This window comes from Streptomyces sp. MMBL 11-1 (genome assembly GCF_028622875.1).
GTDB lineage: Bacteria > Actinomycetota > Actinomycetes > Streptomycetales > Streptomycetaceae > Streptomyces.
Genome location: NZ_CP117709.1, coordinates 408,785 through 429,322, shown reverse-complemented (window position 1 = coordinate 429,322; position 20,538 = coordinate 408,785). Strand labels below are relative to the sequence as shown.

At 73.2% G+C, this 20,538-nt stretch carries 12 protein-coding genes; 8 read left to right on the top strand and 4 right to left on the bottom strand.

All coding sequences use genetic code 11. From position 1 onward, the window contains the following. From PSQ21_RS01885 to PSQ21_RS01875, 3 genes are read right to left on the bottom strand one after another with little or no spacing between them, the layout of a single operon-like run. Complete coding sequence (locus PSQ21_RS01885; protein WP_274028638.1) at positions 1–744, bottom strand: class I SAM-dependent methyltransferase; 744 nt, start codon at positions 742–744, stop codon at positions 1–3. Beyond that, complete coding sequence (locus tag PSQ21_RS01880) at positions 741–1,760, bottom strand: sulfotransferase family protein (RefSeq protein ID WP_274028637.1); 1,020 nt, start codon at positions 1,758–1,760, stop codon at positions 741–743. The genes PSQ21_RS01885 and PSQ21_RS01880 overlap by 4 nt, the downstream gene beginning before the upstream one ends. A 3-nt stretch (positions 1,761–1,763) precedes the next feature. Beyond that, positions 1,764–3,428, bottom strand: coding sequence for a B12-binding domain-containing radical SAM protein (locus PSQ21_RS01875; protein WP_274028636.1), 1,665 nt, complete (start codon positions 3,426–3,428; stop codon positions 1,764–1,766). Between the two features lie 173 nt (positions 3,429–3,601). Here PSQ21_RS01875 and PSQ21_RS01870 point away from each other — a divergent pair, with 173 nt between their 5' ends. Continuing rightward, positions 3,602–4,756: a sulfatase gene (locus PSQ21_RS01870; protein WP_274028635.1), complete on the top strand. Its 1,155-nt coding sequence runs from the start codon at positions 3,602–3,604 to the stop codon at positions 4,754–4,756. Next, positions 4,753–6,108, top strand: a complete 1,356-nt coding sequence (locus PSQ21_RS01865; protein ID WP_274028634.1) for an MFS transporter — start codon at positions 4,753–4,755, stop codon at positions 6,106–6,108. The genes PSQ21_RS01870 and PSQ21_RS01865 overlap by 4 nt, the downstream gene beginning before the upstream one ends. On the opposite strand, the gene PSQ21_RS01860 is transcribed toward PSQ21_RS01865, so the two are convergent. Continuing rightward, positions 6,016–7,020, bottom strand: a complete 1,005-nt coding sequence (locus PSQ21_RS01860; RefSeq protein ID WP_274028633.1) for a ParB/RepB/Spo0J family partition protein — start codon at positions 7,018–7,020, stop codon at positions 6,016–6,018. The two genes, PSQ21_RS01865 and PSQ21_RS01860, sit on opposite strands and share 93 nt — an antisense overlap. Before the next feature lie 364 nt (positions 7,021–7,384). On the opposite strand from PSQ21_RS01860, the gene PSQ21_RS01855 reads away from it, so the two are divergent. Genes PSQ21_RS01855 through PSQ21_RS01830 form a run of 6 tightly spaced genes read left to right on the top strand, consistent with a single transcriptional unit; the run spans position 7,385 to position 20,420 of the window. Next, positions 7,385–9,064, top strand: a complete 1,680-nt coding sequence (locus PSQ21_RS01855) for a non-ribosomal peptide synthetase (RefSeq protein WP_274035611.1) — start codon at positions 7,385–7,387, stop codon at positions 9,062–9,064. Further along, complete coding sequence (locus PSQ21_RS01850; RefSeq protein WP_274028632.1) at positions 9,061–10,329, top strand: FAD-dependent oxidoreductase; 1,269 nt, start codon at positions 9,061–9,063, stop codon at positions 10,327–10,329. The genes PSQ21_RS01855 and PSQ21_RS01850 overlap by 4 nt, the downstream gene beginning before the upstream one ends. Beyond that, positions 10,323–10,895 carry a DUF6875 domain-containing protein gene (locus PSQ21_RS01845; RefSeq protein WP_274028631.1) on the top strand — a complete coding sequence of 191 codons (573 nt, stop codon included), beginning with the start codon at positions 10,323–10,325 and terminating at the stop codon, positions 10,893–10,895. The genes PSQ21_RS01850 and PSQ21_RS01845 overlap by 7 nt, the downstream gene beginning before the upstream one ends. Then, entirely contained in the window at positions 10,892–18,322 is a 7,431-nt protein-coding gene (locus PSQ21_RS01840) for a non-ribosomal peptide synthetase (RefSeq protein WP_274028630.1), read from the top strand. The genes PSQ21_RS01845 and PSQ21_RS01840 overlap by 4 nt, the downstream gene beginning before the upstream one ends. Before the next feature lie 2 nt (positions 18,323–18,324). Beyond that, on the top strand, positions 18,325–19,302 hold the full coding sequence (locus PSQ21_RS01835) for a class I SAM-dependent methyltransferase (RefSeq protein WP_274028629.1): 978 nt from the start codon (positions 18,325–18,327) through the stop codon (positions 19,300–19,302). Further along, positions 19,299–20,420, top strand: coding sequence for a cytochrome P450 family protein (locus tag PSQ21_RS01830; protein WP_274028628.1), 1,122 nt, complete (start codon positions 19,299–19,301; stop codon positions 20,418–20,420). Before PSQ21_RS01835 ends, PSQ21_RS01830 begins: the two co-directional genes overlap by 4 nt. The last annotated feature ends 118 nt before the right edge of the window (positions 20,421–20,538 follow it).

Sequence of the window (20,538 nt, the reverse complement as noted above, 5' to 3'; positions counted from 1 at the left end):
TCAGACCCTCGTTCCCGAAGCGACGACGAACAGCATCCGGTCGGTGATCCGCCCGTCCGCCTCGGCCACCGCGTGCCGTGCGCGGAACGCGGGCGACGCCTTCCGGTAGCGGTCCCGGATGGCCTCCCGCGCGTCCTCGCCGATCGCGCCGTTGTCCGACCAGACGTCCACGTCCTCCGCCGACACGTACCGCTGCGACCGCACCGGGTCGCACCCCGCGCCGGTGAGCAGGGCCTCGACGTCGCCGGGCCGGAAGAAGTGCCGCCGGGCCGGGTTGCGCAGCCGCAGGATCTCCGCGTACTCGTCGCGGTCGTCGTCCCCGTAGGCGCACAGGTGGGTCAGTACGACCCGCCCACCCGGCCGGGTCACCCGCACCATCTCCCGCACCGCGTCGGGCAGCGTCATGAACTGGATCCCCTGACGGCACACCACGAGGTCGAACGTGCCGTCGTCGAACGGCAGCTCCTCCGCCGGGGCGATCACCAGTTCGTCGAGCACGTCGCGCGCCTGCTCGGCCATCTCCGGCGTGATGTCCACGCCGGTCAGCCGCCGCACCCGCCCGGCGAACAGCCTCGACACCAGTCCGGTGCCGCACGCCACGTCCAGGACCGCGTCGCCCGGCCGGGGCGCGGCCGCGGACAGCATCAGCTCGCCGAGCGCGTCGTCGGTGCACCACGAACTGGACCGGTCGTAGGTGCTCGCCCGGTCGGCGAAGTGCGTGCGGACGCTTCCCGTCTCGTTCATCTGCTCTCTCCTGCCGGAACAAGGGTGCGGCGGTGCTTCGCGCGGCGGCGCAGCCGGCGGACGGTGGCGTCGCGCCGCCAGCGCCGGAAGTGGTTGCGGTCGGTGCGCAGCGATCGCGCCTCCACCGCCATCCGGACCGCGAACCCGCGCAGCGCGACGCCGAGCGGGCCGGGAGCCGGTTCGTCCAGTGAGGCCAGGTCGCACGGGTAGCGAAGCTTCTCCATCGCCCGCGCGGTCACGCTCTCGACCTCCCGCCGCTCCCGGTCGGACAGCCCCCGCCGGTGGGCGCCGATCCGGGCCGTGGTGATCGGGTCGCCCGCCGTGCGCCAGGACGCCGACAGCGACGCGGTCACCCGGGCGTTGCCACCGAGATGGTGCGCCAGCATCGCGGGCTCGAACGCCTCCCCGATGAAGTCGCAGATCGCCCGGATCTCCCGCTCGGGCTCGGACACCAGGTCCTCGTACCGCACCAGGTGCACCACCTCCGGCCCCCACCGCTCCAGGGCCGCGCGGGCGAGCTCCTGTTCGGCCCTCCACCGCAGCGCCATCCGGTACGGGTGGCAGTGGCCGAACACGGCCCGCTTCGCGGACGCGGCCACATCGCGGGGATCACGCACCAGCCAGAGGAACCGGGCGTGCGGGAGAGTGATGAGCACCTCGTCGACGTGCTCGACCATGAACGTGCTCTTGCACCCCCACCGGGCCGCGCCCTCCGCGACGCGGTACTGGTCGTAGATCGCCGACACCACCCCGAACAGCGACGGGCCGGCCGCCTCGGTCACCGCGGCCCGGTCGATCACGTGCGGCCACGGGTGGATGTGATCGCGCAGCAGCCGCATCGCGTCGCCCACCATCGCGTCGACATCACCGTCGTACGGGATGCCGGACAGGTACCGCATGAAGTGCGGCGGGTGCGGGACCGCGATCCGCGTGTGCGCGTCGAGCACCAGCCGCAGCAGGTTCGATCCGGAGCGTTCGGTCCCGATGATCAGGATCGGGCCGTCCTGAGCGGACACGGGTCAGCCCCCCACCGCGAGCTTCTTCGCGCCGCAGTCCATCAGCGTGCTCCCGACCGCGGCCACCTCCGGGTCGGCCACCTTGTCCAAGGTGTACTGCTCGGACCCGGGCACCAGGGGCGCGGCGGCCGAACTCCACTGCGCGCGCCAGCCGGTACCGGCGTACGACGTCGACCGCTCGGTCCCGTCGGCCGGCTGCGGGTGGAAGTACTGGAAGTGCTCCGGCCAGTGCTGGAAGTCCATCACCGGGCCGGGCTGATAGGCGTCGTACACCCGCTTGTACGCGTCCCGGCAGACCTGCTCGGGCAGCCCGCTCACGTTCAGGAACTCGTCCTCGTGCAGGGCCTGTTCGACCGACAGCCAGTTCAGGTGGTCGACCTCGGTGCGGATCACCTTGTTCCGCACCGCGTCCTGGTACACCGTCGTGCCGGGCATGGCCGACAGGTACTTCACCCGGGTCACGTGGTTGTACTGCTCGGCGAACTGCACCATGTCCGCCAGGGACTCCTCGGTCTCGTTCGGCAGACCGACGATGAGCAGCGAGCCGAACCGCACGCCGCCCTCGAACGTGGTGCGCATCGCGCGGACGGTCAGGTTCTCGCTGCTGCCCTTGCGGGCCTCGCGCAACACCTCGCGGCCCAGCGACTCGACGCCGTACAGGATGATGTCCGCGCCCGCCTCCCGCATCGCGTCGATGCGCGGTACGTCCATGTCGGCGCACCGGGTCAGACAGGTCCACCGCAGATCGTGCTGGGAGATCACGTCGCACATCTCGATGGTCTGGCCGCGGTGCGAGCTGAACGTGAGGTCGACGAAGAAGCAGAATTCCACGCCGTACTGGGTCTTCAGCCAGTCGAGGTCGCGGTCCATCTTCTCCGGCGACTTCGCCCGCACCTGCGGGGTGGTGCGGTAGCAGAACGAGCAGTCCATCTTGCAGCCGCGGCTGTAGGACGAGATCACCTGGGGCTGCATGCCGAGCGGCGACCGCGCCTGCGGCCACAGGTCGAGCCGCATCCGGGGCAGCGCGTCGAGATCCATCATCTGGCCGCGCGGCGGCGTGCGGCGGGCGTTGCCCTTCTCGTCCCGGTAGCAGATGCCCTTGACGGTCGGGAGGTCCTGCTTCCACGAGCCGCGGGTGTAACTCTCCATCAGCTCCAGGATGGTGATCTCGCCCTCGCTGATCACCGCGATGTCGCAGTCGGTGTCCGACATGAACACCGACGGAGCCGAAGTGACCAGCGAGCCACCGCAGATGATCGGTATGTCCGGGTGCGACGCGCGGACCATCGCCATCAGCGCCCGGCAGAACGGGAAGTTGTCCTCGAACGTGCACACCCCGAGCACGTCGGTGCCTTCGATGATCTGCTCGTACGCCGCCTGCAACGGGTTCGGGGTGTAGCGGACGTCGACGATGCGCACCGGATAGCCGGCGTTGTGCAGCACGGTCGAGATGTACGTCGCACCCTCGTACGGAGAGGTGAGGAAGAACTCCCAGCCGCGCGGCATGGTGAACGGCGAGGGCCCGACGACGAGGGTGAACCTCGGCAAGGTGGGATCGACCGGCACCGGTTCGGCGTCCTGGTCGCGCATCTGATCGATGTAACGCTGGTCGACGGTGCCGTTCGCGTCGGCATACAGCTCCAGTGCCAGGGACAACTTGCGCGCCATGTGAATGCTCCCTCGCTTCACGGTCGTGGAGTCTCCGCCGCGTAACTGTAGGAGCCGGATGGCCTGTTCAGCACGGGTGTTCAGGTCGCACAACGCGTCGTTGTCGTACGCCGCGAGCTCGTTGTTACCTTTCGGGGCCGCTGGAGTCGACAGAGGAATACCGAGGTATCCCGGTGACCGCACAGCCGAACATCCTGTTCATCTCCCTGGACACCGTGCGCGCCGACGTGGCCTATTCGGGGAAGTACCCCGGCATCGAGCGACTGCGCGCGAGCGGGGTCAGCTTCACGCAGGCGATCTCGTCGTGCCCCCTGACGCCGGTCAGCCACGCCACGGTGTTCACCGGGCTCCAGCCGCCCCGCCACGGGATCAGACACCTCTTCCGCGAAACGCTGGACAAGCGGGTGCCGACCCTGGCGGAGCGCCTGTCGGCGGCCGGGTACACGACCGGCGCGGTGGTCTCCTGCCCCGGCCTGAACCAGTGGTACGGGATGGACCGCGGGTTCGACTTCTACGACGACGAGATCCCGCTGCTGCCCGACGGCCGGGACCCGCTGTCGGTCGGCGACGTGAAGCTGCGCGGGCTGGCACTCAAGCGCGCCCCGCTGGTGGTCGAACGCGCCACCGACTGGCTCCGGTCGCTGGACGGCACCGGCCCGTTCTTCCTGTTCGCGCACTTCTTCGACGCGCACTGGCCGTACGAGCCGCCGGAGGACGTCGGCGTCGAGGTGGCGAACCCGTACGAGGGCGAGATCGCCTACACCGACCACTACGTGCAGCTCCTGCTGCGCCGCATCGCCGAGATGGGCCACGACGTCGAGTCGATGCTGGTGGTGTGCTTCTCCGACCACGGGGAGGACCTGGCCGGGTGGTACCCCAACGACCACGCCGGCGACCTCGGCCACCCGTACGAGGAGGGTCACGGCTGCCTGCTGTTCGACGCGACCCAGCACGTGCCGCTGGTCATCAGCGGACCCGGGGTGCCGGAGGGGACGAGCGTGGACAGCCAGGTCCGGCTGGTCGACATCATGCCGACCGTGCTCGACCATCTCGGGCTGGACCCGCTGTCGTCGGACGGCGCCTCGCTGACCGAGTTCTTCGCGGACGGCACCGGGGCGTCCCGCGAGGCGTACTCGGAGACCTACTTCCCGCAGGAACGGGCCGCCGCCTCGGACGACTACCCGGACCTGAAGGCGCTGCACGCCGTGCGGGCGGACGGGCGGAAGGTGATCTGGGAGGCGGACGGGCGGCAGGTGTGGGCCTATGACCTCGCCGCCGATCCCGACGAGCTCGGCGGGCGGGTTCTCGTGTCCGATGAGGACGCATGACGGCAGGGGTGACCTCGGCCCCCCGCTCGGCCCGCCGGGTGCTGATCGCGAGCACGATCGGCACCGCCATCGAGTGGTACGACTTCTATCTCTACGCGACGGCGTCCGCGCTGGTGTTCGGCCCGCTGTTCTTCCCCGGATCGTCGGCCGCCGGCGGTGTGCTCGCCTCGTTCGCCACCTACGCGGCCGGCTTCGTCGCGCGCCCGCTGGGCGGCCTGCTGTTCGGCCACTTCGGCGACCGGGTGGGCCGCAAGTCGATGATGGTGTGGACGTTGCTCGTCATGGGCATCGCCACGTTCGGCGTCGGCCTGCTGCCCACCTACGAGACGGCCGGCGTCCTCGCGCCCGTCCTGCTGGTGACGTTGCGCGTCGCCCAAGGCATCGGCATCGGTGGCGAATGGGGAAGCGCGGTGCTGCTCAGCACCGAACACGGCCCGCCCGGACGCCGGGGCTTCTTCAGCAGCTGGCCCGCGATGGGCTTCGCGCTGGCGCTGTTCGCCAGCAACCTGACCTTCGTGCTGATCTCCGAGCTGCCCGAGGAGTCCTTCCTGACCTGGGGATGGCGGCTGCCGTTCCTGGCGTCGATCGTCCTGGTCGGCATCGGCATCTGGGTCCGGCTGGGGATCGAGGAGACACCGGAGTTCGTGCGCGGCCGGGCGGAGAACCGCGCCGCCCGGGTGCCGGTGGCCACGGTGCTGCGGCAGTGGCCGCGCCGCGTGGTGATCGGCATCCTCGCCTCCCTCGGCACCGGGTCGGTGATCGCGATGTTCACCGTGTTCCTGGTGGCGCACGCGGCGGAGGCCGGGCCGCAGGTGCGGTCGGCCGTGCTGACCGGGCTGATGATCGCGGCCCTGGGGGAGTGCGTGACCCTGCCGGTGTTCGGCGCGCTGTCCGATCGGTTCGGCCGCCGGCCGGTCATGATCTTCGGCTACGTGGTCTCGGTGGCGGCGATGGTCCCGGCGGGCGCCTGGCTGTCCTCGGGCGATCCGGTACTGGTCGCCCTGGTGTTCCTTCCCGCGCTGACCATCGCGCACGGAGCGATCTACGGTGGCCTGGCGGCGTTCCTGGTGGACCTGTTCCCGACCATGGTGCGGTTCTCCGCGATCGCCGTGACCTACCAGGTGGGCGTCACGATCTCCAGCTTCTGGCCGCTGGTCGCGGTGGCGGTCACCGGCGGCTCGTCGGCGCTGCTTCCGGTGGTCGCGCTGTTCGCCGTGGTCCAGGGGGTGGCGGCGATCGCCGTGGCGTGCGCGCCGGACTCACGCGCTGGCGCGGACCTGGCCGCGGACCCGGCAGGCGAGCGCCGACCAGTCGGCCGCGCAGTCCATGGCGAGGTCGGCGACCACCGGTGACCAGCGCTGGGGGACGGCGGCGGCGAGGCGGTCCCACTGCGCGGCGTCGAGGGTGTTGGCGTCGAGCAGCCGCAGGAGCGCCCGGCCGACCTCGGAGAACCGCAACGACGGATCGGTGCGCAGCGAGAGCAGGAACCGGTCCCGTTCGGCGCGGGACGGGCCGTCGGCGCCGTTGTCTCCGCCGGTTTTCCGGCCCGGCGCGCTGCTTTCCGGCGCGTTGTTCTCCGTACGGTTTCCGGTGGAAAGGCGATACCGCGGCGGAATGGGATCCTCGCCGCGGCGCATTCTTTCCCGGACGTCCCTGGCGGTGCCGACCGATATTCCGGCGATGCGGGCGATCGCCCGCAACGAAAGATCTGGATTGTTCGAAATCGCCTGACTCGCCATCGTGCGCCCGTGGGAGGCGTCGAGCGGCCGCACTTTCCCGTCGCGGCCGAGGCGGGTGTGCAACTGAGGTATTTCCCCGGTTGCACGCCGCCGGAGCGCGGCCACGGTCTTGGTGGACAATCCGGCTGTCGACGCGATCAGGCGGTCCGACACGTGCGGGTGCGACGCGAGGATCCGGGAGGCGGCGGCGGTACGGTCGGCCAGCGTCAGGGGCAGCCCCTGGGTCACGTTGACGCTCACGGCCAGGACGAACGCGTCCTCCTCGGTGCCGTCGACGAACCGCACGGCGATGGTGGCGTCCCCGCGCAGCTTGGCCGCTCGCAGGCGGTGCGCGCCGTCGATCACCCGCATGGTCGGCCGGTGCACGAGGATCGGCGGGAGGTCGTCCGGGCACTGCGCGAGCGCGCTGACGTGGTCGGGACTCGAGCCGGCGACCCGCACGAGACACGTCTCGGTCACCTGGTCGACCGGCACGAACGCCGGTGGCGTGTCCCTCGGCTGCGAACCCAGCGATGTCCCGCTCATCCGAACTCCTCCAGATGGGCCAACCCGTTTCCGGGCACGACCTGGTCACGCTCGGCAATGCGTGACCGAGCAGGTCCAGGGAGGCGGCTGACAAGCCAGGAAACGACTGACGAGATACGGGCCAGGTTATGGCACCGAACAGACCGGCGGGACAAAGATTCCATGAGCAAGTTCTCACGATTGCCATTACGGGCCGCACACCGGATGAGTTCCGAAGTGACCGCCTCGTCGATCTCGTTGACACCGATCCGCGTCATGGGACAGAGTTCCCCCCGTTCCCTCTCATAGATTTTCGTGGGTCACGGAGTGTGAAACCGCAGTGGACGCGCGAATAGATACGGTGAATTCCTCAACGGCCGGGACGATGGTCGGGATGTTCCGCCACCAGGTCGCCCGGGCCCCGGAGTCGATCGCGGTCGTCGCCGCTGACGGCACCCTCTCCTACGGTGAGCTCGACACCCGCGCCGGCGCGGTGGCGGGCGGGCTGCGGGACCGCGGGATCGGGCCGGACGACATCGTCGCCGTCGCGATCCCGCGCGGCGCGGACATGGTGGTGGCCGTCGTCGCCGTGCTCGCCGCGGGAGCCGCGTACCTGCCGGTCGACTCCGCCCAACCGCCCGACCGGGTGGCCGCCGTGCTCGCCGACGCCCGCCCCGCCCTGGTGCTGACACCGGGGGAGCTGCGGGCGCTGGAGGACGCGGCGGTGTCCGCCGTCCCGGCGGCGGAACCCGATCCGGCGTGCGCCGCCTACGTCATCTACACCTCCGGTTCGACCGGGACACCCAAGGGCGTGGTCGTTCCCCACGCGGGGATCGCCCGTCTCGTCGCGGCGCAACGGGAACGCTTCGGTGCCCGCCCCGGGGCCCGGGTGCTGCAGTACGCGTCGGTCGGCTTCGACGTGGCCGTCGCCGACCTGTGCATGGCGCTGCTCACCGGGGCCACGCTCGTACTCGCGCCGGCCGGGGGACTCCCGCCCGGCGAACCGTTCGCCCGGTTCGTCGCCGAGCACGGCGTCACCCACGTGTGCATGCCACCGAGTGCGCTCGCCACCCAGCCGGACATGGCGCTGCCTTCGGTCGCCTGTCTGATCGTCGCGGGGGAGGTGCTGGACCCGGGCCTCGTCGCCCGATGGTCCGCAGGCCGCCGGATGATCAACGCCTACGGCCCGACCGAGACGACCGCGTGCGCCACCATGAGCGCGCCGCTCACCGACGGCCCGGTGGTCCCGATCGGGGCGGCGATCCCCGGCACCGAACTACGGGTGCTGGACGGGACGTGCGCCCCGGCCGCCGAGGGCGAGCTGTACATCGGCGGCGCCGGGGTCGCGCGCGGCTATCTGGGCCGCCCCGGGCCGACAGCGCAGCGGTTCGTCGCCGACCCGTGGGGCCCGCCCGGGTCGCGCATGTTCCGCACCGGCGACCTGGTCCGGGTGGGGCCGGGCGGCGACCTGCTGTTCCTCGGCCGGGCGGACGACCAGGTGAAGATCCGCGGCCACCGGGTCGAACCGGCCGAGGTGGAGGCCGCGCTCGGAGCTCACCCGGCGGTGGCGCGGGCGGCGGTCGTCGCCCGCTCCGGACCGCTCGGCGCCTACCTGGTGGGCTACGTGGTGCCGAGCGGGGCGAGCGTGCCGGACCTGCGCGCGTACCTCGCCGAGCGGCTGCCGGCCCACCTCGTCCCCGACCTGATCGAGGTGGTCGGGCACTTCCCGTTGACCCCCAACGGAAAGCTCGACCGGGCCGCGTTCGCCGAGCCCGCGCCGCGGACGTCGGGCACGCTCGCCGACGACCTCGCCCGGATGTTCGCCGAGGTGTTGTCGGTGGACGCGGTCGCGCCGGACGACGACTTCTTCGCCCTCGGAGGCACCTCGCTCATGGCCACCGCGCTGGTCAGCCGGATCGGGATCGAACTGGCCGTGGACGCGTCCGTGGCCACCGTGTTCGACGCCTCCACCCCCGCCGATCTCGCCCGGGCCCTGTCCACGACGGACCCGGTGGCTCCGACGGACCCGGTGGCCTCGGTGGACCCGGCCAGGGGCCGGACATGAACGTCGTCGTCGTCGGAGCGGGCATGGCCGGAACCATGCTGGCGATCCGGCTGGCCCGCCGGGGCCACCGGGTGGACGTGGTGGAGCGGCGCGGAGACCCGCGCGGTACGGGGGGCCCGGAAGCCGTGTCGATCAGCATCGGGCTCTCCGAACGCGGGCGGGCGGCGTTGCGCGACATCGGCCTCCTGGAGGAGGCCCTGGCCAGAGCCGTCCCCATGCGGGGGCGGGCCGTCCACCACAGCGGCCGGGTCACCTACCAGCCCTACGGCGCGGATGACACCGAGGTGCTCCACTCGGTCCGCCGCCACGACCTCAACCTCACCCTCCTCGACGCCGCCGCATCGGTTCCCGGAGTGCGGCTGTGGTTCGGGCACCGTGTCACCGGCCTGGCCGGCACCGAGGTGCGGACCCCGGCCCGGACGTTCCCGGCGGATCTCGTCGTGGGCGCGGACGGCGCGTACTCGACCGTGCGCACGCACCTGCACCGCCGGGTGCGCGGCGAGTTCCACCGGACGCACCTGGACTGGGGCTACCGGGAGTTCACCATCCCGGCCGTCGACCGACCGGAGGCGTTGCACGTGTGGCCGAGCCGGCGGGGACTGGTGGTGGCACACCCCAACCCGGACGGATCGCTGACCGGCACCGTGTTCCTGCCGTTCGACGGCGACACCGGGTTCTCGGGGCTGCGCGACCCGGCGCGGGCCGGGGCGTTCCTGGCCGAGGAGTTCGGCGACCTGACCGACCTGGTGCCGGACCTGGTCACGCAGTTCCTCGCACACGAACCGGGCAGCCTGGTCTCGGTGCGCACCGCGCCGTGGCAGCACGACCGTGTCGTCCTCGTCGGCGACGCCGCACACGCCGTGTTCCCGTTCTACGGACAGGGGATGAACGCCGCGTTCGAGGACTGCGCGGTGCTCGACGCGTGTCTCGCCGAGCACGCCCCGGGCGACGCGCTCGCCGCGTTCGAGGCCCGCCGCCGCCCGCACACCGACGTGCTGGCCGAGTTGTCCGCGCGCAACTTCGTGGAGCTGCGCGACCGGGTGCGGTCACCGGTGTTCCTGGCCCGCAGACGGATCGACTTCGCGCTCGGCAGCCTGGTACCGGGGTGGCGGACGCTGTACGCGATGATCAGCCACAGCAGCCTCCCGTACGGCGACGCGCTCGCCCGGGCCCGCCGGCAGAACCGCCTCCTCGGTGGGCTCGCCGGGCTCGGCGGAGCGACGTTGCTCGCCGCGGCGCTGCGGAAGCGGAGCGGGGGATGCTGAGCCACCCGGCGGGTGACGTCGCGCTGTTCGAGCCGGACCACCCGGATCTGCCTGCCCCCGCCGAGGTGGTGCTGGCGTGGGCGCGGTCCTACCTGTGCCGACCGCATCCCGATCTGGGACGGGGCGGCGACGTCTGCCCGTACACGGCCCTCTCCCTGGAGCGGGGCGGGCTCTTCCTCGCCCTGCACCCCGGGCGGCCGGACCTGCGGGCGGTGATGACCGCCTACCGCGACTGGTTCCCCGACCTGCCGCCGCGTGAGGGGCCGGGGGCCCGGTTCCGGACCGTCCTGGTGGTGCTGCCGGACGTCACGCCCGGGGAGATCGACCGCACGCAGCGGGAGCTGAAGCCAGGTTTCGTGGAACGCGGCCTGATGATCGGTGAGTTCCACCCGGGACCGCCGTCCTCGCCCGGTCTGTGGAACGCGGACTTCCGGCCGATGCGCAGCCCACTGCCGTTGCTGGCGGTGCGGCACATGGTGTCCGCCGACGCGCCGTTCCTGCGGGCGGACCCGGAGCATCTGGCGGCGTACCGGCGCAGGTTCGGCGACCGAGGAGCGGAACGATGACGATCCCGCTCCCGCCCGGGGCCCGACGGCTGTGGTTCCTCGAGGCGTTCGCCGACGGCGCACCGCTGCACAACAACCCGGCGGTGTTCCGGTTGGCCGGCCCCGTGTCGGTGGACGCGCTCCGGCGCGCGGCGGATCTGGTGGTGGCCCGGCACCCGGTGCTGCGCACCACATGCGACGAGGCCGACGGCGAACCGGTCGGACGGGTGGGCCCGGTGGGCGCCGCGGACGTCGTGGTGCTGACGGTGCCCGCCGCCGACGCGGAGGCGTTCGCGGCGCGGGCCGCACGGGAGCCGTTCGACCTGCGCACCGGGCCGTTGTTCCGGATCCGTCTGGGCCGGATCACGCCGACCGACCACATCCTGGTGATCAACACGCATCACGCGGTCGTCGACGGCAGGTCACTGTCGGTGCTGTGCGGGGAGATCAGCGCCCTGTACGCCGACCCGGCCCGGCCACTGCCGGATCCTGGTGCGCCGCCGGCCGTCATCGACCACGACCCGTCTCGCCGGGCCTGCGATCTGGTCGGTGTGCCGGACCTGCTCACCCTGCCCACCGACCGGCCCCGCCCGAGGCTGCGCGCCTTCCGGGGGGAGCTGCGCCGCCACGCCGTCCCCGACGGTCTCACCGCGCGGGTCGACGCGCTCGCCCGCGCCACCCGTGCCACCCGGTTCGTCGTGCTGCATGCCGCGTACGCCGCCACGTTGGGCACGACGGCCGGTCAGGACGACGTCGTGGTCGCCACCCTGGTGTCCGGGCGGCCGGGGCCGGAGTTCGCCGGCGCCGTCGGGATGTTCGTGAACCCGGTGCCGTTGCGGGTGGGGATCGGCGGTGATCCGACGTTCCGCGAGCTGGTGGCCAGGGCCCGCCGCGCGGTCGCGGCGGGCCTGGCCGGCGCGGCGGTCCCGTTCGACCGGATCGTCGAGGCGGTCGGCGCCTCCCGGGACCCGAGCCACGCGCCGCTGTGCCAGGCGCACCTCGTGATGCAGGACCCACCCGCGATGGCGCTCCCCGGCGTGCGCGCCGAGCGGATGCTGCCGGACACGGGCACGGCCGACGTCGACCTCACCGTGATGGTGGAGTCCGGCGGCGCGGAGATGGCCGTGGTCACCGAGCACGACACGGACCTGTTCGACGGTGCGACGGTCGACGGTGTCGCCGGGCGGCTCCTGGCCCTCCTGGACCGGGCGTGCGCCGGCCCCGACCTCCGGTTGTCGGCGCTGACCGCAGGGCCTTCGGCGGAGGCCGGGCCTGCGGCCGGGCCGGCCGGTGCTCCGGAGCCGAAGACCGTACTGGAGCTGATCCGGTTCGGCGCGGACGGCCTCGCGGTGGGGGAGCTGACCTACGCCGAGCTGGAGCGCCGTTCGGCGGCGCTGGCCTCGGTGCTGCGGGCCGGGGGCGCCGGGCCGGAGGCATGGGTCGCGGTGGACCTGCCGCGCGGCCCGGACCTGGTGGTGGCCATCCTCGGGATCTGGCGGGCGGGCGCGGTGTACGTGCCGGTGGAACCCCTGTGGCCCGAGCCGAGGCGCCGGGCCGTCACGGAGGCCGCCCGCGTCGTGCTGAGCGGGATCCCTGACCTGCCGGAGGAGTTCGAGCGCGTCGATCCCCTCCTCACTCCCGAGTCACTGGCGTACGTGCTCCACACGTCCGGGTCGACCGGCAGCCCGAAGGCGGTGGGCGTGCCGCACCGCGCGGTGGCCGGGATGCTGGCCCGGTCGACGGCGCTGGTGGGGCTGGGCGCCGACGACGTGGTGGCGGCCATGACCTCCCCCGCGTTCGACATCTCGGTGTGGGAACTGGTGGCGCCGCTGACGGTGGGCGCCCGGGTGGTCGCGATGGAGCCCGAGCTGGTGGTGGACGGCCCCGCGCTGGCGCGACGTCTGACGGCCGAGGCGGTCACGGTCGTCCAGGTCACCCCGTCGGTGTGGGCGGTGCTGGTGGCGGCCGGGGGCGTGCCGGAGTGCGTGCGGGTGCGGGTGTCGGTCGGGGAGGCGCTGAGCCCGGAGCTGGCCGCGTCGCTGGGCGGAGCCGAGCTGTGGAACGCGTACGGCCCGACCGAGACGACGATCTGGTCGACCGCCGGGCGGGTGCGCCGCGGCGGCCGCTTCGGCATCGGCGACCCGCTCGACGGCGTGGCCGTGTATCTGCTGAACGCGGGCCTGCGACCGGTCGACGACGACGTGGTCGGCGAGGTGTACCTGGGCGGCTTCCCGCTGGCGCGCGGCTATCTCGGCGCGCCCGGCCGGTCGGCGACGAGGTTCGTCGCCGACCCCTTCTCACCGCTCCCCGGCGCGCGCATGTACGCGACGGGCGACCTGGCGCGACGTCGGCCGGGCGGTGTCGTGGAGTTCGTCGGGCGGGTGGACGCACAGCTCAAGGTGCGCGGCCACCGGGTGGAACCGGCCGAGGTGGAGGCGGCGCTGCGGGCGGACCCGGAGGTCGCAGACGCCCGCGTGGCCGGTGACGGCGACCGTCTGGTGGCCTACGTGATCCCGGCCGCCGGGCGGCCCCGCCGGCCCGGGGTGCGGGAGCGGCTGAGCCGTGTCCTCCCCGCCTATCTGGTGCCGTCGGCGATGGTGTCCGTGGACGCGTTCCCGCTGACCAGCTCGGGAAAGCTCGACGTACGCGCTCTGCCCCCACCGGCGGAGGACGCCGCCGCCGCGGATCCCCTTCCGGGTCTGGAGACCACGATCGCGGAGATCTTCGCGCGTCTGCTGGCTCGCCCGGTGCACCGCGACGACGACTTCTTCCTGTCCGGCGGCCATTCCCTCGCGGCGGTGAAGGCCGTCGCCAGGATCCGGGCGACGGTCGGCGCGGAGGTGACGATCAGAACCCTGTTCGCCCACCCCACCGTCGCCGCCCTGGCCGCCGCGATCGATGGGGGCCGGGGGAGCGATTCCGGTGCTGCGGAGATTTCCGACGGCCCGGGCATGCCGGGGGCCGTGCCCGCTCCACCGGGACGGCTGTCCGGCCCGCAGCACGGACTGTGGATCCTGCACCAGGCGGGCCGGGACAACGGCGCCTACGTCGTGCACTCCGCGTTCCGGCTCGACGGCGCGCTCGACGAGGCGGACCTGCGCGCCAGGTTCGCCGCCGCTCTGGCCGCCCACCCCGTCCTGCGGTCGGCGATCCTCGTCCATGACGGCGTCCCGCGGCTGAGCGCGGCGCCCTGCACGGACGCGTTGCCGGCGAAGGCCTGGCACACCACCGATCTGAGCGCTCACGCGGACCCCTGGCCGGAGGCCGAACGCCTGGCCGCCCGGGACGCCGACCACCCCTTCGACCTGACCCGGCGCCCGTTGGTGCGAGCCCACCTGATCAGAACCGCCCCCACGACGCATCTCCTGACGATCACCGCGCACCACATCATCTGCGACGACCTGTCGATATCGATCCTGCTGACGGCCCTGACCACCATGGATCCGATCTCCGCGCCCCGGTCCGGCGCCACGGCCGTCCAGGGGCCGAGGGCCGCGCTCAGCACGAAGACCAGCACCCCGGACCTTCCGGCCCCCGCCCGGGGACTTCCGGGCCCCGCCCGGGGATTTCCGGCCCCCGCACCGGACCTTCCGGTCCTCGCACCGGCGGCCGTGGGTCCACGGCGACGGACCGTCGAGTTCTGGGCCGAAACACTCCGTGACGCCCCGCCTGCCTCCGGCCCCTCGCCGGACCACCCGTACGGCACTGCCCTGGCCCCCACGCCGGGCGGATCGCCGCCCCCGGAATCCGGCCGGGACCCGGCTCACCCCCGCCGCGCGGACGCCGCCCCCGGCGCCACCCACCGGTTCACCGTCCCGGCCGGGCTCGTCCGCCGCTTCACCACCTGGTGCAGGAGCGAGCGGGCCACCGCCTTCGCCGGTCTCCTCGCCGTCCTCGCCATCGTCTCCTCCACCCGGGACGGTGGTGACGACCTCGTCGTCGGTGCCCCGGTCAGTACCCGCCCGGCCGGGGCGGACGACGTGATCGGCATGTTCGTCACGACCCTCCCGTTCCGGCTCCGCACGAACCGTCGAGCCACCCCCCGCGACCTGCTCGCCGACGCCACCGGAGTGGTGGCCGACGCGATGGACCACGCCGACATCTCCCTGGCCGACATCCTCACCACGGTCCCCGCCCCACGGGAGGACCACCCCCTGTTCCGGACGATGCTGGTCCTCAACCGCGAAACGGACCCCGTCTCCTTCCCGGGCCTGACCACCACCCCGCTGCCGATCGACCGCGCCACCAGCCGTTTCGACCTCACCCTCCACATCAGGGAACGCGAGGGCGACTGGCCCGCCCTCATCGACTACCGCACCGACCGGTACGAGGCGGACACGATCACCAGGATCGCCGACCAGGTACTGGCGGTCATGGAGGCCGTGACCCGCCACCCCGGTCTTCCCCTGTCCCACCTGGACCTGTTGTCCCCGGCCGACAGAGCCGTCCACACCGCCCTCGGCGCCCGGTCCGCACCAGCCTGCCCCGGCGCACCGGACGCGCCGTCCCCCGGCCCGGCCGTCCCCACGCGGCCGGCGGCCACGACCGTACTGGACCTGATCGCGGCCCGGACGGCCCGGACCCCCGACGCCACCGCCGTCCTCGACCTCGCCGCCGCTCCCCTCACCTACCGCGACCTGGACCGCAGATCCTCAGCCGTCGCAAGCCGCCTGCGCGAAACCGGCATCCGGAGCGAGGACCCGGTCGCGATCACCATCCCGTCCGGCGCCGAGGCGATCATCGCGATCCTCGGCGTGCTCAAGGCGGGCGGATGCTTCGTCCCCATCGACCCCGCCCAGCCGCCCTCCCGCCAACACGCCCTGATCACCGCCAGCGGCGCGAGGACCGTCCTGACCCGCGACGCCCTCCCCGCCACCGGCCACCACGAACCCGTGCCCATCCACCCGTTCCAGCTCGCCTACGTCGTCCACACCTCCGGCTCCACCGGCGAGCCCAAGGGCGTCGCAGTTCAGCACGACACCCTCCTCAACCTCACCACCGCGTTCATCGCCGAACACGGTCTCACCGCCGCGCACCGCCTCCTTATGGTCCCGCCCCCGCACTTCGACGCCGCGTTCGGCGACATCTTCCCGGTCCTCGCGGCCGGGGCCACCCTGGTCATCCACCCCGACCCGGGCAGCCTCACCGGACCGGACCTCCTCCGGCTCTGCGTCGAGCACCGCCTCTCCGCGGTGGACACGGCGGCTCCCCTCTGGCAGCGCTGGGTGGCCGACCTCGCCGGGGAACGCCTCCCGTTGGAGATCATGATGGTCGGCGGCGACATCGTCCCGGCGGCGGCCGTCCGCGCGTGGGCGAAGCACGGCATTCCCCTCCACAACCACTACGGCCCGACGGAAGCCACCGTCTGCGCGACCAGCCATCGCACCGTCGACGGCCGCGAGCACCCCACCCGACTGCCGATCGGCCGCCCGCTGCGACACGTCCGTGTCCACCTTCTCGACCGGGCTCTGCGCCGGGTGCCCGTCGGCGTGGTCGGTGAGGTCTACATCGGAGGGACGGCGCCCGCCCGGGGGTACCGGGGAAACCCGGCCGCGACCGCCGCGGCGTTCTTCGCCGACCCGTACGGCGCCCACCCCGGCGCCCGCATGTACCGGACCGGTGACCTCGCGAGGCTGAACCCGCAGGGCACGCTGGAGTTCGTCGGCCGGGCCGACGACCAGGTCAAGGTCCGCGGCAACCGGGTGGAGCCGGGGGAGGTGGCGGCCGTGCTCGCCGGGCACCCGGCCGTCGCGGAGGCCGTGGTGGTGGCCAGGGGCGACCGCCTCATCGGCTACGTCGGCACCCGGACCTCGACCACGCCCGCCCGGAACGCACCGGCCCCGGCAGCTCCGGACCCCCGGGCCGCCACCCCGGCAGCTCCGGACTCGGGGGTAGGCGTCCCGGCCACCCCCAACTCGCGGGCCGCCGTCCCGGACGCTTCCGGCCTGCGCGCCTTCTGCGCCGACCGCCTGCCCGCCCACCTCGTGCCGGACGTCGTGGTCGTCCTCGACGCCCTTCCCACCCGAAGCACCGGCAAGGTCGACACCACCGCCCTCCCCGAACCCCCCGCCACCCCCTCCGTCCCGGCGGATCCGCCCCGGACCGCCACGGAGCGAGCCGTAGCCGCCATCTGGGCCGCCGTTCTCGACCGGTCCGACGTGGACCGCACCGCGGATTTCTTCGCTGTCGGCGGGCACTCGCTCATCGCCGCCCACGTCCTCGCCGCCGTCCGCGACCGCCTCGGCGTCACGGTGCCGATGCGCACCCTGTTCACCGCCCCCACCGTGGCGGCGTTCGCCGCAGCCATCGACGACGGTGCCTCGGCGGACCTGCCCACGATCGACCGGTTGCGCGCCGACGCCGTCCCCCCACCCGAGATACGTCTCCGCACCCTCCCCCCACCGGGCGTCCCCCCGGTCGGCACGCCGCGCCGCATCCTGCTCACCGGCGCCACCGGCTTCCTCGGCCGCCACCTCCTCGCTCAGCTCCTGGCCTGGACCGACGCCGACGTCCACTGCCTCGTCCGCCCGGGCTCGATCGAACGGCTGCCGGTCACCGACCGCGTGATCCCGGTCCCCGGCGACCTGGCCGCGCCCGGCCTCGGTCTGTCCACCGAGGACCACGACACCCTCACGACCGTGGACGCGATCTACCACAACGCCGCGGTGCCGCACTTCGCCGCGCCGTACGACGCCCTCAAACCCGCCCACGTCGACGCCACCGCCGCGATCCTGCGCCTGGCCGGCGACAGCAACGCCCCGCTGCACCTGATCTCCACCCTCGGCGTCTTCCTCGGTGACGCCTACGACGGCCGCGTCGTCACCGAGGCCGACCCTCCCACCGACCCGAGCGGCCTCACCAGCGGCTACGACCTCAGCAAGTGGGTGGCCGACACCATGGCCGCCGCCGCCCGCGGCCACGGCCTGTCCGTCTCGATCCACCGCATCGCGGCCATCGTCGGCGACACCGCCACCGGCACCGCCGACCCGCGCTCCGCGTTCAGCCGCTGGCTGACCGGATGCGTCGCCGCGGGCGCCGTCCCGGACACCACCGAGGTGCTGGACATGGTGCCCGTGGACACGGTGGCCGCGGCGATCGTCGCGCTCTCACAGGCCCCGGACCAGCTCTGCCGGGACCACCACTACCACGGCGACGGCGGCCTCACCCGTGCCGCCCTCGCCGCCGCCCTCACCTCGGCCGGTCACCCGACCGAGGTGGTGCCGTACCACCGATGGCGGGAGCGGATGCTCGCCGACCCGGCCGGGCCCTTCGCCCCGCTCGCCTTCTCCCTGCCCGAACACCCCCGCCCGCACCCGCGGTTCGACTGCTCCCGCACCTGGTCCGCCGCGGCCGGGGCGGGGGTGGGGTTCCCCCCGGCCGACGAGCGAATGCTGCGCAGGCACCTGGACTTCCTCACCGGTGCCGGCGTGCTTTCCGGAAGTGGATGACCATGCCCCTGCCCGAAGAATCCTCTGGTGTCCCCGCTCCGGTGGTGGACCGGCTCGGCGCGGCCGGGTACCGGGCCATGATCGCCGGTGTCCGCCTCGGGGTGTTCACCGCGCTGGAAGCCCGCCCGCTGTCCGTCGAGGAGCTGGCCACCACGATCGGCGGTGACCCGGCCGGCGTGCGCAGCCTGGTGAACGTCCTGGTGACCTTCGGCTACCTGCGGTACGACGAGGGCGGCGTCACGACCGCCGCGAAGCCCGGCCCGGAGGACGTCGAACTGTTCTGGCACGAGGTCCTGTTCGAGCACTGGGCCGACGTCGAGGACACCATCCGTACCGGCACGCCCCGCCGCGGCTTCTACACCTGGCTGCGCGAGCGCCCCGCCACCTCGGCCCGCCTGCGCCGGATGCTCGCCGGCGCCGCCGCGGACCTGGCCGACGACATCGCCGCCGCGCTGCCTCCCGCGGCGACCGTCCTGGACATCGGGGGCGGCCACGGCGACCACACCGTCGAACTGTGCCGCCGTCGCCCGGACGTGCGGGTCACCGTCTTCGACCTGCCCGAGACGGTCACGGCCCTCCGTGAAGACGCCCCGCCGGACCGGGTGACGGTCCGGGCGGGCGACTACCTCACCGACGACCTGGGTTCCGGGCACGACCTGGTGCTGCTGTTCAACGTGTTGCACGGCCACCGCCCCGAAGAATGCCGCGAGCTGTTCCGGCGCGCGGCGAAATCGTTGTCCCCCACGGGAAGCATCGCCATCCTCGACCACGACCGGGAACCACCGGCCGGACTGGGACCCGCCGCGGCAGGGTTCCTCGGCATGTTCGACCTGACCCTGTGGCAGGGCCACGGCGGCGGCGTCCACCGCTACGCCGACCTCGCGGCATGGCTGGCCGAGGCCGGGCTCACCGAGACGCGCGTCGCGCCGCTCGCCGCCTCCCCGCTGGAGAAGCTGCTGATCGCCGGCCGGCCGTCGTGACCGCCGACCCGTACCCGGGATACGCCTGGCTGCGCGAGCACGACCCGGTCTGCCCCGTCGGCGGCCCGCACGTCCCGGGCCGTATGTGGCTGGTGACCCGGTACGACGACGTCCGCGCCTGCCTGGCGGACCGCCGCCTGGGCAGCGCCGCCCCGGTCAACCCCGACCCGCACCCGCCCGGTCTGTCCCACCTCGACGATCCCGGGCACACCAGGCTGCGCCGGCTCGTCGCCGCGGCGTTCACTCCCGCCGCGGTGTCCCGCCTGCGCGACCGCACCGCCCGCACCTGCGCGCACGCCGTCGAGTCGTTCGCCGGGCGGGGGCGCGCGGACCTCGTCGCCGAATACACCCGGGAGGTCCCGGTCGCCGTCATGCACGACCTGCTCGGCGTCCCGGAAACCGAGCGCGCGCCCGCCGCCGACGTCCTGGACCTGTGGTACCGCGCGAAGTTCCAGCAGCCGCGGGACGAGGCGAAGCTGGCCGAGGTGCTGGACTACGTCCGGAGGCTGGTGGCCTACAAACGATCGCACCCGGGGGACGACCTGCTGACGCGGTTGATCGAGTCGGGCGCGCTGACCGGGGACGAGCTGGAGGTGATGGTCATGACGTTGATCGGGGCCGGTCACATCACCACGATCCAGTTCCTCGGTACCACCGTCCTGCGTCTGCTCGCCCACCCCGGCCGGCGAGCCGCCCTCCTCGGCGGCGAGATCGACTGGTCGCGGGCGATCAACGAGCTGCTGCGCCTGGACTCGCCGTCGCACGTGGCGGAGTACCGGTACGCGAGCGAGGACATGACGATCGCGGACGCCCAGGTGGGAGAGGGCGACGTGGTGCTGCTGTCGCTGGCCGCGGCCAACCGCGACCCGAACCGGTTCCCCGACCCCGGCGCCCTGGACCTCACCCGTGACGCCCGACCGCACCTGGCGTTCGGCCACGGCGCGCACACCTGTCTGGGCAGCCACCTGGTGAAGCTGGAGACGGAGATCGCGATCACCACGTTGTTCGGCCGCCTGCCGGACCTGACCCTGGACATCCCGAGCGGCGAGGTCGACTGGGGCTACGCCCCGACGTTCCGCGGCCCCCAGGCACTCCCGGTCACCTTCACCCCTCCATGAGCCCATGACCTCGTCTCCGCTGGAGGACGCGACGGATCGGGGGAACGTGACCAGGCATACGTCGCCCAAGGTCCTCCGGGTGTGGTGGGCCGGGCCGATCGAGGCTTCCCGGCGCGAG

What these genes read in the sequence shown, in the direction of transcription:
- PSQ21_RS01875 (WP_274028636.1), bottom strand. Translation starts at nt 3,428, where the DNA reads ATGGCGCGCAAGTTGTCCCTGGCACTGGAGCTGTATGCCGACGCGAAC.
- PSQ21_RS01835 (WP_274028629.1), top strand. Translation starts at nt 18,325, where the DNA reads ATGCCCCTGCCCGAAGAATCCTCTGGTGTCCCCGCTCCGGTGGTGGAC.
- PSQ21_RS01860 (WP_274028633.1), bottom strand. Translation starts at nt 7,020, where the DNA reads ATGAGCGGGACATCGCTGGGTTCGCAGCCGAGGGACACGCCACCGGCG.
- PSQ21_RS01885 (WP_274028638.1), bottom strand. Translation starts at nt 744, where the DNA reads ATGAACGAGACGGGAAGCGTCCGCACGCACTTCGCCGACCGGGCGAGC.
- PSQ21_RS01865 (WP_274028634.1), top strand. Translation starts at nt 4,753, where the DNA reads ATGACGGCAGGGGTGACCTCGGCCCCCCGCTCGGCCCGCCGGGTGCTG.
- PSQ21_RS01845 (WP_274028631.1), top strand. Translation starts at nt 10,323, where the DNA reads ATGCTGAGCCACCCGGCGGGTGACGTCGCGCTGTTCGAGCCGGACCAC.
- PSQ21_RS01855 (WP_274035611.1), top strand. Translation starts at nt 7,385, where the DNA reads ATGGTCGGGATGTTCCGCCACCAGGTCGCCCGGGCCCCGGAGTCGATC.
- PSQ21_RS01850 (WP_274028632.1), top strand. Translation starts at nt 9,061, where the DNA reads ATGAACGTCGTCGTCGTCGGAGCGGGCATGGCCGGAACCATGCTGGCG.
- PSQ21_RS01840 (WP_274028630.1), top strand. Translation starts at nt 10,892, where the DNA reads ATGACGATCCCGCTCCCGCCCGGGGCCCGACGGCTGTGGTTCCTCGAG.